At 57.5% G+C, this 15,029-nt stretch carries 12 protein-coding genes; 8 read left to right on the top strand and 4 right to left on the bottom strand.

Annotation, left to right across the window (positions count from 1 at the left end; translation table 11 throughout):
* The first annotated feature begins 123 nt into the window (after positions 1-123).
* The 4 genes from AB4Z20_RS04590 (at position 124) to AB4Z20_RS04575 (ending at position 2,639) form a co-directional block, all read left to right on the top strand.
* Positions 124-609, top strand: coding sequence for a pentapeptide repeat-containing protein (locus AB4Z20_RS04590; protein ID WP_442089403.1), 486 nt, complete (start codon positions 124-126; stop codon positions 607-609).
* A gap of 187 nt (positions 610-796) precedes the next feature.
* A complete protein-coding gene (locus AB4Z20_RS04585; protein WP_186650495.1) occupies positions 797-1,264 on the top strand; it encodes a hypothetical protein in 468 nt (155 codons plus the stop codon).
* Between the two features lie 133 nt (positions 1,265-1,397).
* Complete coding sequence (locus AB4Z20_RS04580) at positions 1,398-1,841, top strand: hypothetical protein (RefSeq protein WP_442089402.1); 444 nt, start codon at positions 1,398-1,400, stop codon at positions 1,839-1,841.
* A 255-nt stretch (positions 1,842-2,096) separates the two neighbouring features.
* Complete coding sequence (locus AB4Z20_RS04575) at positions 2,097-2,639, top strand: hypothetical protein (protein WP_442089401.1); 543 nt, start codon at positions 2,097-2,099, stop codon at positions 2,637-2,639.
* Positions 2,640-2,854: 215 nt separating this feature from the next.
* On the opposite strand, the gene AB4Z20_RS04570 is transcribed toward AB4Z20_RS04575, so the two are convergent.
* Positions 2,855-4,216 (bottom strand): Fic family protein, encoded by a 1,362-nt coding sequence (locus tag AB4Z20_RS04570; protein ID WP_258690341.1) that lies wholly within the window; start codon positions 4,214-4,216, stop codon positions 2,855-2,857.
* 183 nt (positions 4,217-4,399) lie between these two features.
* Entirely contained in the window at positions 4,400-4,672 is a 273-nt protein-coding gene (locus tag AB4Z20_RS04565; RefSeq protein ID WP_024617777.1) for a hypothetical protein, read from the bottom strand.
* Positions 4,673-5,117: 445 nt separating this feature from the next.
* Here AB4Z20_RS04565 and AB4Z20_RS04560 point away from each other — a divergent pair, with 445 nt between their 5' ends.
* From AB4Z20_RS04560 to leuA, 4 genes are all read left to right on the top strand, one after another.
* On the top strand, positions 5,118-6,599 hold the full coding sequence (locus tag AB4Z20_RS04560; RefSeq protein ID WP_442089400.1) for a leucine-rich repeat domain-containing protein: 1,482 nt from the start codon (positions 5,118-5,120) through the stop codon (positions 6,597-6,599).
* Between the two features lie 99 nt (positions 6,600-6,698).
* On the top strand, positions 6,699-7,532 hold the full coding sequence (locus tag AB4Z20_RS04555; protein WP_339482339.1) for an oxidoreductase: 834 nt from the start codon (positions 6,699-6,701) through the stop codon (positions 7,530-7,532).
* Positions 7,533-7,553: 21 nt separating this feature from the next.
* Entirely contained in the window at positions 7,554-8,489 is a 936-nt protein-coding gene (locus AB4Z20_RS04550; protein ID WP_442089399.1) for an AraC family transcriptional regulator N-terminal domain-containing protein, read from the top strand.
* Between the two features lie 225 nt (positions 8,490-8,714).
* Positions 8,715-10,409, top strand: a complete 1,695-nt coding sequence (leuA, locus tag AB4Z20_RS04545) for a 2-isopropylmalate synthase (RefSeq protein WP_442089398.1) — start codon at positions 8,715-8,717, stop codon at positions 10,407-10,409.
* 40 nt (positions 10,410-10,449) lie between these two features.
* Here leuA and bcsC read toward each other — a convergent pair whose 3' ends face one another.
* Positions 10,450-13,926 (bottom strand): cellulose synthase complex outer membrane protein BcsC, encoded by a 3,477-nt coding sequence (bcsC, locus tag AB4Z20_RS04540; protein ID WP_442089397.1) that lies wholly within the window; start codon positions 13,924-13,926, stop codon positions 10,450-10,452.
* Positions 13,914-15,029 (bottom strand): cellulose synthase complex periplasmic endoglucanase BcsZ, encoded by a 1,116-nt coding sequence (gene bcsZ / locus AB4Z20_RS04535; protein WP_442089396.1) that lies wholly within the window; start codon positions 15,027-15,029, stop codon positions 13,914-13,916. The genes bcsC and bcsZ overlap by 13 nt, the downstream gene beginning before the upstream one ends.

Genomic DNA, 15,029 nt, shown 5'->3' with positions numbered 1-15,029 from the left:
TATTGCGGCAAAAGTACTGGGTAGAGAGTCTGATGTAGTACCTGGGGTGTTGACGCCCTATAAAGCTGAAAAGAAAAGACCGACCGCTAGTCTAGAAATTTCTCCGTTAGATTGGGGTGATAAATGATTGCTATAAGGTTTGAAACAGGTGAGGTTTTAGAGTTTCCATTTGATAGTTTTGTTGGGGCAGATTTTAAAGAGGCAAATTTACATCGGGCGATTTTTAAGAGGGATGATGTTAGTTGTGCTGATTTTACTGGTGCAAATCTGAGGAGCGCTGTTTTTTACTTCGTTATATTGAATGGTGCGAAGATGAGGCACGCAGCGCTAATGAATGCCATTTTAATAGGCTCAGTAATGAGGGGGGTTGATTTATCAGAATCTATCCTTGCCTACGCGGACTTCTCAAGGACAGATCTTTCAATGGCAAATTTTAAGGGGGCGGATGTCGAGGGGGTGAATTTTCAAGGGGCTGAATTGTATGGGGCAAATTTTGAGGTTGTGCAAATAGATAAATGTAATTTGGCTGGCGCGATGTATGATGAGTGGACGGTTTGGCCTGAAGGATTTAATCCTGTTTTGTATGGGGCTATTAAAAGTAAGAAATAGCAAAAAGCAGCAAAAAGGGGACGGATTTAAATGGCGCTTACTTAGCGGCTAACCAGCTGATACACCTATAAGAAATGAAAACGGCTGGCCGAGTGCTCCCTCGAGGATGTTGTGTCAGGCTAAACCGTTTTCACCCGTAGCTTCTAGTTTCGCTAGGGCTTTTTCATTCTTAGACGAGTCATTCAAGATGTTGATGAAGTTGGCGCCGAAGAAACGGCGCAACCCGCGTAATTTCTATTTGGGTATCGCTGCGGTAGTACTGATTGCCGGCATTGGACGCTATTTCGCGCTCAAAGCCGAGCAGGAGAAGATGGCCCAACAGGCGCTGCTGGTCGAGCACCTCGCCCAGCTGGACGCGACGCTGCCAAAGCAACTGGATGCAATTACCACCCTTGAGTACGTCGGTTTTACGTACGGTGACACGATCTTCTACCGCTACAGGATCGACTTAGCAGCGAGCAGCCTCTCCGAGGAACGCAAGGCCAGCATGGAGGCGAGAGTACGCCGTGATTTGGAGGAACTGGCCTGCAAGGAACCGCAGTTGCTGACGATGATGCGCAGGTTCAAGTTTCACCAGGAGCATCACTACCTGGCCCGAAACAGCACACTCTTTTCCATTGAGCTTCGCCCTGAACAGTTGAACTGCCCAAAATGATGCCGGTAAGGTGGCTGCCGTCGCTCGTTCATCGCTTCAACCATTACCTAGACTGCAAGCGTCCAGCCAATCCGTCTTGCGAAAAGGGTATTTATGTCTTTTCTAGATAAAAACGTGCCTTGGAGGGCCATTGATGCGACACGATGTTGTTTTACGCTTTGTAGTGATGACTTTATTCTGCTTCACGCTGACCGGGTGCATTCATTACGAACATAAAAGCGCAGAAGGAAAACCCTGGGACGAGGTCGCGACAATTCGGCAGTTCGACAAGCATCTGTCGATAGACGAGATCGATGACGATACGTCGCTATATTGGCTAGCCCGCCAAACCGAGTATCGACTCGGCGCAGGAAGGCATAAACTTTCCGTTAAGTACGCTATTGGAACCGGATACTCACGTCCAATTGAAATGACCGTGGATTTGGTCGGTGGCCGTACCTATGGGCTGTATGGCATTTCTTCGATGAAATGGTGGTATTACGAAGTTCGTGATGTCGATACAGGGCGTTCCGCGAAAGTTATAGAGCCGGCGGTCACTACGACGCCTTCCGAATCAGCCGGGCAGGCGGTTCAATAATTTCATTGTGGCGAGGGAGCAAGCTCTCATGGAACAAATTGCAACCATGTGATTTTTAAGGCTGAAAATACATATCGATCGTTCCCACGCTCCTGCGTGGGAATGTCGCCAGGGACGCTCCGCGTTCCGCTTCTGGATGGTGACGCAGAGCGTCACGGGATGCATTCCCACGCAGAGCGTGGGAACGATCAATAAATCCGTCCCCTTTTTCGCTGTCCGCAACGTCGACGGCGCTAAGACAGAGGTGTGGTTGAAATGGGTAGGGAAGTAGAGTTGGGTGAAAATAGCAATCTGGTAAATGAAGTTATTGGCTTTGTAAAAAATCGGTTGCTCTTGAGGTCTGTCAATCAAGTTGTTTTGGGGAATGCCGAAATTTCTGATCTTGCAACGGCAAAAAAATATGCTTGGGGTCAGGTCTATGGGGAAGAATTTTTCACTTGGGCTGACTTAAGATCTGAGAAAATGAGTGAGGTTTGGGATGTTGTTTACGGTGGGGGCGAAAAATATACTGAGATGGATATTAAACTATCCGAACTTTTGGGTGAGTTGAGTCACTCAGTTCAAAAGCAGCTCTCCCCGAAGCATAGAGAACTATTGGATGATGTTGTCTCGGATCTAAAGTGCTGTCTGTATAGTCGAGCTGTTCAAGGTAAGACTAATAATTTTTTTGAGGGAATATTTTCCGCTTATTTAAGCGGTGGGTGGCCGTGTGGCTGGGTAGGTAGCTGGCCCAAGGGCAGTCTCCTTGTATATCGTGACGATGTAACAGATACGAGGGGGCTCAGGGGCGACGCCTGATACTTTCCACAGATATAATGGAGAAAAGGGGAGGTTTTTTTTGTTTCCTAGACTCTAAAATAAATCTGGGAATCATCTAGGCAGCCTCCTCACTTCGCAGCAAAAAGGGAGCAAAAAGGGGAAGATTTATTTTGCGGAGTGCAGAGTGGGCAGGCTTGTTGGTTTTGCTCGATTTATAAATAAATCTGTCCCCATTTTTGCGCAGTGAACATCCATCAGTGGCCATGGAGCGACTTCCAGGACATGAACTCCGATGGTCGTAACCCGTAGCGTGCGAGCACCCCTTCGTGCAGTCGACGGAGTTCTTCGATGATCAGCGCTTGCACTTGCGGCTGCTCTCTTTCTGAAACATATTCCGCTACCGAGCGTTGAATACATGACAATGGGTCAAGTTCTGGGTGAGTGATGATTTCCCGAATGGTCTTCTTGATGAAGTCTCGCCATGCCAGGCGTAAAGGGTCCGGCTCCGCAAGGTCTTGCTTGATTGCCAGATATTCCTGTGTTGAGCGTTCGTAGGCCCAGATATACAGGTCGCGAAGCAGCTCTACACGGGTCATTTCGTACACACCCAATGTGGCTCGGCTGTAGGCCTGCTCCGGTACATCCAGAAAGGTCAGCGGACAAAGATTGGCACGGAACAAGGGGAGATTCGCTGCCAGTCGGGATGTGCGTTTATTGATGTCGGCAAAGGGCTGCAAGTAGGGCAGGTGCACCATCATGAAGAAAGACTGCTCGAACGGATCAGCGATCTGATTGGCTTTGCCAAGCAGGACGTCCAGTGCATCTTCAATTTGCTGTGGCGTTGAGAGCGGGCGATAGGTGCTTTTCCCGATGTCGACGGCGTGCTGGCGAATTCGGCCCTCGTCTGCTGGGTTGGGCAGTAGGTTTTCGGCCAGGGAGCTATGCAGGTTCATCAATGTGTAACGGTTGAACTCGGCACTCTCGATGTTCTCGACCAAAAGCTCGATAGCTGTCTTATGGTTTAGGATCATCTGCGTTTCTATAGCGGCCTTGCCCTGTGCTGCCTTACCTTGCTCGATGAGTTGTCGCGTGTCGAGCCGTGAGTAGGTGTTCCCTTCCAGATGGCTTGATGCCCACGACAGATCAATCAACAAGCGATTCAGGACCGCCCGGCTGTAAGTGCCTGCTGGCTCCGTCGCATCTGCGGTTTTGCCCATCCTGTGCAATTGGCGCCGCAACGACTCAGGTAAGTACCCTGTCTCGTTAGGACGATAGGCGTCCAGAAAGTCACGTTGGTAGCCCACCGGCTTGCGCGCTTCTGTGGGCTGGTTGATATAGGCGAGTATGTCCCGGCTGTCTGCAGATAATGGAATGAAGGCAGGGAAGGCATCGGTGTCAGTATTCAGGGCGTGGGTTTCGGCCTGGTGTTCTATTGCGAAATAACGTCGTGCCCTGCCTTCTCCCTGTGCAGTGATTTGGCTGCTTTCGACCAGGTTTGCAAGGATGCGCTGCGCCGTTCGCCGGGCAATTTCAGGGTGCCAGGCCAAGAGCTCTGAGAGGCTCGCCCCACTCTTGGATGCCAGGATACTGTTCAGTATATTGGTGGTCGAAGGCATGGTTATGTTGGCGCTGTTAGAGAAGATTTGGCGCGATTATGGCGCAGTTCTCAGAATCGCGCCATTTTGGATTGAAAATGTGGCGCAGTTCTTGACGAACTGCGCCACAGCTCATCGGAGTAGATAGATGTAGTTGCTCCCGACGGTGGGGGCTACGTTATGGCCATAGTCGCCCGTCTTCACTTACTCCGCCGCCTGCGCCCGCAATCGTCTGCCAATCACATCCATCACATCACACCCATCGCGCAGCGCGATCGTCAGCATTTTGCAGAAGTCGGAAAGCACCAGCGTGTCGGAACTGATCTCCGAGCGGAACGCGATATTTTCCAGAAGTTGGGTCACGGTGCGGATGCGGTAGTCAGCGGTTTCGAAGAGGACATCAAGCGGGGCTTCGGTGTCGATCAGCAGGGTAGCGGGGACGCAGTCGACGCCGGTGATGGGCATGTATCGGTTCATCGGTAGGACCTCATTCAGTTGAAAGGAGCTACCTCGTTGTCGAGTCGCCAAACCCGAGTCGCCATCGGGGCGACGAGGAACTATAGGCCGCCCCGCTCAAGCGCCACAAGACACCGCTTTCCGAGCTTCATGTAGGAGCTTTGGCCTTTCTGCGGCGGTATTTCCCTACATCGCTTTGTGGCTATCAACAGGGCGAGCCAGTCGTCCATTCCGCACATCGTCATGGCTAGAGAGAGGACTGTGGCGAGGGAGCTTGCTCCCGCTGGGCTGCGCAGCGGCCCCGAGATTTTGCGGTCGCTGCGCAACCGAGCGGGAGCAAGCTCCCTCGCCACAGGGTGAAAGCATATGGCGCTACCCAATCCTGCAACCCTCTTCAGTAAGACTCCTTTTTATGCTTCCCTAACGGCCATATCCCCCTTCAATCCCTTTCGCAGACTCCTAGACCGTGCACACCCCCAACCGCAACGCTCTAATCGCCCAACTCGCCACCAACCCCGATGACACCACCACGCGCGCATCGCTCTATCGCGATCTGCTCGACAGCGGGGACGCATCACTGGAAGGTTTACGCGTCGCGGCGGGCCTGGGCGATCCGGCGGCTAAGATGGTGGTGGCTCAACTGAACACCACCGCCCATACAAATCGCCCCGGGCCATGGCTGTCGCAACTGCATGGCCTGCCGGTCGACCATCTGGAGTTGAACAACGCCGAACCGGATTGGTGTGACGCACTGGCCGGGCTGCCCTTGCGCACGCTCGTGCTCAACAGCCCGAGGTTTATCTGCGGCCCGGAAACGTGGCAGCGTTTACCCGCCAATGCCCTCGAAACCTTGGAGGTCAGTAATTTTTCCCGCGACGATAACGCCAATTGCCTCCCGTCGCCCGCACGCTTGCGCCGGCTGAAGTTGCAAACCTACGGCGAGGACTTCGATGACGGTTTCCTCCGTCAACTGAGCGACAGCCCGTTGCAGGAACTGTCGTTGAACCGTTGCGATGACATCACCGACGACGGCCTTAAAGCACTGTCACGCCTCAAGCTGCGCTCCCTGACCTTGCAACGTGTGGGCGAGCTCACGTCCCGTGGCATGGCGCACTTGGCAAGTCATCCCCTTGAACAGTTGTCGCTCAGTGGCAGCGGCGCGATCCTCGACGATCCGTCCTGGCTTGGCGACCTGACGGGGTTGCGCGGGTTGAGTCTGGATGACTGTTATGCAAGCGAGAACGTGTTGCAGGCGATTCGGGGGCTGCCCCTGGAAAAGCTTTCGCTGCACTCTGCGTTCATCTGCGAAGACGATCTTGAAGTGCTGGAGGGAATGCCGCTCGCGGAGCTGGACCTCAAGTGCCTACGCCAGGTGATCGAGCGGCTCGATGTGCTGCACGGGTTTCCGCTCAAGCGATTGGGACTCTCCGATGTGCAGGGCGTCTGCGCCAGTACGTTGAGTGATCTGCGCGGGTTGGCGTTGGAGTCCCTGGACCTGTCCTTGAACGACATCACTTGGAAGGAGCTGAAACAACTGGTCGGCCTGCCGCTGAAGCGGCTCAATCTGAGCTTTTGCCAGGGCGTCGACGGCAAGGTTTTGCGCAAGCTCGTCGAGTTGGGATTGCCATTGGAGGAGCTTGAAATAAGCGGCCTGAACCTGCGCGATGCCGACCTGGCTTGTTTGCGAGACCTGCCCCTGCAGCGCCTGGGTCTGTATGACAGCCCTTGGCTGACTGACGCCGGGGTGGCCCATCTCGCAGGGATGCCGCTGCGGGACCTGACGCTTGGGGCTGATCCAGGGGAATCGCGGATCACGTCGGCCGTGGTGCCCGTGTTGGAGCAACTGCCGCTGCAAACACTGTGGTTGCCCAACTGCGCCGGGATCGATGCACACGGTTGGGACCGCTTGGCCAGATTGCCAGCCCACGTGACCGGTCCGGGAACCTGACGCGCTGATAGGAATAGGCAATGCCCCAAGGCAAACCGGCATAGGTGGGTCATTTTTCGATCGTTACCATGGCCTCCTGTTTATCCATTGGAGTTCACCATGCACGACAGAAAAACCCTCTTCATCACCGGCGTGAGCAGTGGCTTGGGCAACGCCCTGGCGCAGGAGGCGCTCGCAGCAGGCCATCGTGTCATCGGCACCGTGCGCAGTGAGGCGGCGTTGCAGGCCTTCGAAGCACTTTCCACGGAGCGTGCCCATGGCGTGATCCTGGATGTCACCGAGTTCGACCGAATCGATAGCGCGGTGGCGCAGATAGAAACCACTTACGGCCCGGTCGATGTCCTGGTCAACAATGCCGGCTACGGCCATGAAGGCATTTTCGAAGAATCGCCGTTGGAGGAGATGCGTCGCCAGTTCGACGTCAACGTGTTTGGCGCGGTGGCGGTGACCAAGGCCTTCGTGCCGTATTTTCGCCAGCGCCGTGCCGGTCATATTCTCAATATCACTTCCATGGGCGGCACGATTACCATGCCGGGAATTTCCTATTACTGCGCGAGCAAGTTTGCCCTCGAAGGCCTCTCCGATACGCTGAGCAAGGAGCTGCTACCGTTCAACATCTTTGTGACCGCGGTGGCGCCTGGTTCGTTTCGCACCGACTGGGCGGGGCGTTCGATGCAGCGTACGGCGCGGAGCATTGCCGACTACGACGCCAGTTTCGATCCGATACGTAAAGCGCGCGTGGAAAAAAGCGGCAAGCAACTGGGCGATCCACGGAAAGCGGCGCAAGCGATGTTGCAGATCATTGCCAGCCCGACGCCTCCTGCGCATGTGTTGTTGGGCAGCGATGCACTGAACCTGGTGCGCGACAAACTCAGTCGTGCGGCCAGTGAGATCGATCAATGGGAAGCGCTGACCCGTTCGACCGACGGTTGAGCGGCCAGCAAAGGGGCATCAATGACTCAGGCCTCAAACACCTCGCGCATGGTGCAGTTGATGGAACAGCTTGCGCCGGTCGAGGGCTACAACCTCAGCGCGCTGGAGGACATCCGTTTTCTGCGTTCGAACCGGCCGCTGACGCGCACGCCGGTGTTGTATGAGCCCGGTATCGTGATCCTGTGCCAGGGGCGCAAGCGCGGTTATCTGGGTGAGGACGTTTACGTGTATGACGCCCAGCACTATCTGGTGGTGTCTGTCCCGGTTCCGTTCACCATGGAGACCGACGCCACCGAAGCTGAGCCCATGCTGGCGGTCTACATGCGTCTCGACTTGCAGCTGGCCAGCGAGTTGATGCTGCAAGTGGACGAGACCCACGGCCCCAGCGATGCCCAACCCAAAGGCATGTACGCCTCGCCCATGGACGATTTGCTGCGCAGCTCGACGCTGCGTTTGCTGGAAGCCATGAGTCGCCCGGGCGAAGCGCAAATACTCGGGCCGTCACTGGTACGGGAAATCTACTACCGGATCCTGACCGGCGAGCAGGGCGGCTCGATGCGCGCCGCGCTCAGTCGCCAGGGGCACTTCGGCAAGATCACCCGGGCGATCCGCAAGATCCACAGCTGCTACCACGAGCACCTGGACGTCGAAACGCTCGCCCACGAAGCCAACATGAGCATCCCCAACTTTCACCTGCACTTTCGCAGCGTGACGGACTCCACGCCCATGCAGTACTTGAAATCGACACGCCTGCACCAGGCGCGCTTATTGATGCTGCGCAACACCATGAGCGCCTCGACGGCCGCGTTCAACGTCGGCTACGAAAGCGCCTCGCAATTCAGCCGCGAGTTCAAGCGGATGTTCGGGCGAACACCTCAGGCGGAGATTGAATGGATGAGGGCGACTTATGCGTTGCCGGCGCCTGCTGAGCCGTCTGTTTATGTTTCGTCGCATTAGGGGTGGGCTGGATCCTGTTAGAGCTGAAATTGTTCAAATATTTAGAGTTTGAGCATAAATAACCAAGGCGTTAAATTTTATTGGTTATTTTTTGTTGTTTTATCCTTTTGTTGATGTGAAAACGCAATTTGCATCAACTTATGTTCATTTATGATTGGATCCAATGTTCGGTGGCGTCAGATGCCGAGCCTGCCCACCTATGGACGTATCAAAAGGATAAGCGCCATGATGCTGAAGGATCCTTCCCGCAAATATCGACATTTCACCACCGTGGATCTGCCGGACCGCACATGGCCCGGCCAGGTCCAGTCCGTTGCGCCTAGCTGGTGCAGCGTCGATATGCGCGATGGCAATCAGGCCTTGATCGAGCCGATGAATGCCGAACGCAAGCGTCGTTTCTTCGACCTGTTGGTCAAGGTCGGTTTCAAGGAAATCGAAGTAGGCTTTCCAGCCGCTTCGCAGACCGACTTTGATTACGTGCGCGAACTTATCGAAACCGGTGCGATTCCCGATGACGTGACGATTCAGGTCATGACGCAAGCCCGCAGCCATCTCATCGAGCGCACGTTTGAGGCATTGAAGGGCGCTCCCCGCGCTATCGTGCATGTGTACAACGCGACCGCACCGGTGTTTCGAGACGTGGTATTCGGTGTTGACCGCGCCGGGTGCATCGAGATTGCCACCCAGGCCACTCGCGAAATCAAACAGCACATGGACAACAATCCCGAGACGCAGTGGACCTTCCAGTATTCCCCCGAGACTTTTTGTTTCACCGAGTTGGATTTCGCATTGCAAGTCTGCGAGGCGGTGACGGACGTCTTCGCACCAACGCCTTCCAACAAGATGATCCTGAACCTGCCAACGACCGTCGAAGTCTCCACGGCCAATGTCTTCGCCGATCAGATCGAATGGTTTTGCCGGCATTTCAGCCGTCGTGACAGCGTGATCATCAGCGTCCATCCGCACAATGACCGGGGCACCGGGGTTTCCACCGCCGAGCAGGCCTGCCTGGCCGGTGCCGAACGGGTCGAGGGCACGCTGTTTGGTAACGGCGAGCGAACCGGCAATGTCGATATCCTCACCCTGGCGATGAATCTCTACACCAGCGGTATCGATCCGCAGCTGGATTTCTCGGACATCATCCACGTCCAGCGCGAGGTGGAATACTGTAATCAGTTGCCCACGCATCCTCGCCATCCTTACGCGGGCGAGCTGGTGTTCACGGCCTTTTCTGGGTCGCATCAGGACGCGATCAAGAAAGGCTTTGCCGTGCGCCAGGCCAATCCCGATGGCTTCTGGGAAGTGCCTTATCTGCCTATCGATCCGGCGGATATGGGGCGCAGTTATGAGGCGGTCATTCGCGTCAATAGCCAATCCGGCAAAGGCGGCGTGGCCTATCTGCTTGAACAGCATGGGGTCGTGATGCCGCGCCGGTTGCAGATGGAGTTCAGCAGCCTGGTCCAGCAAGAGGCGGATGGATCGGGCCAGGAGATCAGTAGCGAGATGATCCTTGCGTGCTTTACCCGGCATTATCTGGAGGAGGGCAAGCCCTACAGGTTGTTGCAGCCTAAATTGGTCAGTGAAGGCGCTGTGACTTACCTGGAGGGCGTGCTCGACATGGGCGGCACCCAGTTCGACCTCAGCGGTGAGGGCAACGGTCCGCTGGCGGCGCTGGTCGATGCATTTGCCCGGCGTGGCGTTCACTTCGATATCGCCGATTATCATGAGCACGCTGCTCGCGATGGGGCTCAGGCCGAAGCACTGGCCTATGTCGAGATTCGCGTGAACAACCGGCGGCTATTCGGCGCCGCGCGCGACGGCAGTAGTTTGCTGGCGTCGCTCAAGGCGGTGACAAGCGCCGTCAATCACGCATCGCGCCTGGGGCTGCTCAGCGTGATGAGCGCTGCGGTGCCTTGCTGACAGGGTTGCGTGTACAGCTCGGCGCCGCTGCTGTGGCGCTCTAGCGCATATCCGCATAAGGCGAGATCGGCTCCACCGGTAGCGGCAGGTTGCCTTGCCACGGGTCAAATGTGTAGCGCAAGTAAAGCAAGGCCCGGCTCGGGGCGTAGCCTTCGCTGTGCTGCCAGGTGATGCCGGCGCCCAGGACCAGGTTATCGGAAAGGCGACGCTCCACGAGGCCCTGGACACGTAAATTGTAGCCGTTGCTGCTACTGCCACCCTTGGTCAGGGACGGGTTGTCCACCAGCGTCTTGTTCGATTGCGCCAGCAGGCTCTGCAGATCAGCTTCGCGATTGTCTTTGGGGTAGAGATCAGAGCCGTCGATTTTCGCGAACGACCAACCCACTGAGCTTTCGAGCAGGGCCGACCAGTCAGCGTTACGCCAGGCGTAGTTCACCGGCACGCTGACCGAGTAGTACTGCTGTGGGCTGTAGTAGCCGCCCTGGCCGAGAGTGTCTTCGCTCAAGTCCTTGTCGAAGCCCATGTACATCAGGGTCAGGCCAGTGCGCAGACGTTCGTCGGCACGTTCCACCAGGCGATAGTAGTAACCGCCCATGGCTGTGCGCCGTTGGTTGTTCTCAACGTTCTGCCCCACTAACCAATGACTGCTCAGGCTTGCCCACACGCCGTCCTTGGCGCCTCGGTCATGGCTCAGGCCCAAGGTGAAGCCGTTGGCGGTAACGCCGCCCCACTGGGTTCCGGTGACCGGATCGACCGCACCGGCATACGACACCAGTGAGTTGGTCAGGGGGCGCCGCGATGCCGTGAGGCGGTAGTCCAGGCTGCTCCAGTCGCCGCTGTAGGTGACACCGCCCACCCAGTTCGACACAGTGAATTCTTGTGGCGTGTGGCCAAGGTCGAAGGCCCATCGATCATCGTGCCAGCCCATGCCCAACTGGGTGCCGCGCACGCTCTGCGAAGCGCTGGTACAGCCATTCGCCACCACCGCGCACAAGCCGAACCGGTCGCTGCTGGAAAAATTGCTGACATCCAGATTTATGTCTTCAGCCTGGACAAAGCCCTGACCTTGCGCCACCGGCGCGTCGATGCGCAGGATGGTGGTTTGGGTGGTCAGGTCCGAGACTCCCGAGGAACTGTTGTCGGTGCGCCAGGCGAGGTCGTGGTAAAGGTTCACCGTCGGATTCTGCTTTTGGTACAGCTCGTCGACGTCGCTGCGGATGCTGCGCTTCAACCAGTCATCGCTGTCGCTGGCACGGCTGGCCAAGGTCATGGCACGGTTGTCGCGCGGTTCGGCCTGTGGCGGTTCGATCATCCTTGCCGCGCCCATGCTGCGCGCATAGTCATCCAGGGCCCGCTGCGGCTCTTCTCGGGACAGCAGACGCGCCGCATCCCGATAGACCAACGGATCAGTTTGCGGGGTATTGAGCAACTGCGCGAACAGCGCGTTCGCACGCGTCTTGTCGCCCAGCGACGCCCAGGCATTGGCCAGCCGGCGCTGAAACGACACATCAGCCGGTACCGGCGCCGACACGGCCATAAGACTGACCTTGGCGGCGTTCGGTTGACCGCTGGCGATCAGCACTTCGCTCAGGCCGAGTTGGGCCTCGGCATTTTTCGGCACGCTGGTCAGCACCTTGCGATAGCGGCTTTCGGCCTGTACCAGGTCGCCACGCTGCTGAGCCCAGTCGGCCAGGGTCAGGTAGTCGTCAATGGTCGGCGCGCGCATCAGCAGCGCTTCGGCCTGGGCCTCATGGCCGCCGTCGCGTAGAGCTCGGGCCTTCGCGAGCAACTGGCGACGCTGCAGACGAGCCCACAGCTCGTTCATGTTGTCGCTCCAGGCGGCACGGGGGATCTGTTGCAGCGTGCCCATGGCATCGCCGTCACGCTCGGCATTGGCCAGAAACAGGCCGTGGGCATAGCGCGCGTCGGCGTTCTGGCCCCGACGTTGTAACAGCCCGTGGAAGCTTTGATCGGCCTCGGCATTGAGACCAAGTTCGCGTTGGGCATTGGCCAAGCGGTACACCAACCAGGGATTGTCCGGGTCCAGCACGCGAGCCTTGCTCAAGGCTACCGTCACATGCGCCCAATCGCTGCGCCGGGTAGCGCCATCGGCCTGCGCATTGAGACGATCCAGCGTCAGTTCTCGACGCACGCTTTGGAACTCTTGCTGTTCCTTGGGCGTCAGGCTGTCGAGGTAGTGCTCGGCCTTTTCCGGTGATTGCGACTGGTACAGACGGACCATCGCACGCACCGTGCTTGCATTGCTCGGATCGAGCTTGCGCGCACGCACCAGCAAGGCTTCTGCGGTGATGTCATCGGATTCGCCCTGGGCAACGTAGGACAAGCCGATCAGCGGCGCAGGGTCGTTTGGCTTGGCTTGGATCGCCTGCCGGTACCATTTTTTTGCAACGGGATAATCCTTTCGCTCAAGGGCTTTATCACCCTTTTGCACCAGCATCCACTGATAGTTGGCAGCCTTGAGATCCTGCCATTTGGTCATCCAGAAGGTGTCCTGCTCGATGGACGAGGCTTTGACGAAAGCGCGGTATGCCGCTTCGTGCCTGTTCTGGCGCATCAGCGAAACACCCAGCGAGCCCAGCAGGCTGGAGTCTTGCGGGTAACGCTTGATCGCCCGAAGCAAACTGGCTTCAGCGCCGACGTTGTTGCCGGCCTCAAGCAATGCCTTGCCTTTGACTCCGGCCTGCCAGGCCGGATCAGTCAGGTATTGCTCCTGCTCTTGCAACTGTTTAGTCGCGTCAGGGCGAAAGCTGGTATTGGGATAGAGCTTCAGAAACACTCGCCAGCCCTGCGCGGTTTCGGGCCCTACCGGTTGTTCGAGCCAATAGTTGTATTCGCGCTCGGCAGCGTTGTTGCTGGCGTTCGGATCGCCGGCCAATTGATGCAGGACGTCCAGTGCCTCAGGATCACGCTTTTCGGCAAACAGCAGGCCGGCCAAGGTCTGGCGCAGCGAGGCATTGCCGGGGTACTGCCGGTCCAGTTCGCGCAACTGCTCGATCACGACAGGGCGCTCGGCCTTGATGCCGCTACGCACGTTCAGATATTCCAGAGCCGTGGCAAAGTCCGGCATGTCATCGCCGAACAACTGTCGATAGGCCTTGATTGCGTCTTCGAAGCGGCCGGCGACGGCCAGCAGGCGCGCCTCCTGCAGCGCCCTTTGACCGTCGGCACCGTGCATTTTCAGCAAGCTCTCGGCCTGACGCAGGGCCGCCGTGCCTGGCGCTTGTTGGCGCAGTTGGGCGACCAGACGTTCGGCTTCCGGTTGATTTTTTTGCAGCAGTGCCTGGCGGACTTCGACAACTTTCACCTGGGCATTGTCCGGGGCGATCAGCTCCAGACGAGCCAGCGAGTCATGCACCAGGTCTTCGCGGTACAGAGCCTCACCAATGCGGACCTGCTCCAGCAGCCATTGCTGCTGGTCGGGCGGGCTGAGAGGCTCGCCCAGGGCGACCCCATAAACGCTGCTCAGCAGCAGCCCGAAACCGATCATTTTTTGCATGCGGCAATCCAGTTTGGCACGAGGCGTCCGTTCTTATCGAAGCGATAACGTTGTTGGTCCCAGCCCTGCCCGAACAGCATCAGCGATTGGTTGTAATAGGCATCTGCCAAGGGCGGCTGTTGTTGTAGGCGTTGGCGTTGGGTCTTGAGAGCCGCCACGCTGTCCGGGCTGGCAGCCAGCAAGGGCAGCAATGCGGCACTGAAACCAACCGGGCCGGCGCCATTATCAAGACCGCTGAGAGTGTCGACTTTTTCCGGAACGTGGCCCCGCCGCGCAGTCAGGTCCAGCATGGGTTTGAAGTGTTCGATCAACCGGGTGCGCCCGGGGGTATCCTTGTCCAGCATGCCCAGCCAGAGGTAGACACGAATGGCGTCATAGCTACCAACGCTGCCTTTCTGACTGTCCACGGCCCAACCCTGCCCGGGTTTCCACAGTTGCCAGTCGGGTGCCAGGCCCTTGGGTGAACTTTCGATCAGCAGACGCTCGGTGTTGCTGGCCAACTCCGCCCAGATCGGTGCTTCCAGGGCGAAGCGTGCCAGCAATTGTGGCGGCAGATAGCTGGCATTCAGACGCCAACCCTCGGCGTTTTCGAATCCGGAGTCGCCGGGCAACAGCATCAGGCCCAGGCCTGGTAGCTTGCGCAGGCTTTGTGCCGCACTGCGCCAGAGCAGGCTGCGGCCCAAGGCCAGGTAATCCGGTTGATGCCACAGACGCCCGGCTTCCAGCAGGCTATAGGCGATCCACAAGTCGGCATCGGTGGCGTTGTTGCTATCCAGTACCTGCCAGCGGCCAGCGTTGTCGCGGCCCCACTGCCATGCCGGAAGCTGCCGGCCAAGGTCTCCGCCGGCCAGGTTGTCCTGAGTCCAGCGCAGCACTTTGGCGAAGCTATCGCGGTCATTGCCCAGCAGGGCGAAAAACAGCCCGTAGCTCTGTCCTTCAGACGTGGAGATCAACTGCTCCGAGGAGTGGTCAATGACTCGTCCGTCCGAGCTGAGCATCGCCTGGCGAAAATTCTGCCAGGCCGGCCAGGCGCATCCAGTGGCACCGGCAAAGCCAGGCGCTACGATCAACGCGGCCAAGGCCAGCGTGAAGAAAGCTTTCAC

The sequence above is a fragment of the Pseudomonas sp. KB_12 genome (assembly GCF_052114545.1).
In the GTDB taxonomy this organism is placed as follows: domain Bacteria; phylum Pseudomonadota; class Gammaproteobacteria; order Pseudomonadales; family Pseudomonadaceae; genus Aquipseudomonas; species Aquipseudomonas brassicacearum.
The sequence above is the reverse complement of the archived record's forward strand: the minus strand, read 5'-3'. Positions and strand labels throughout refer to the sequence as shown.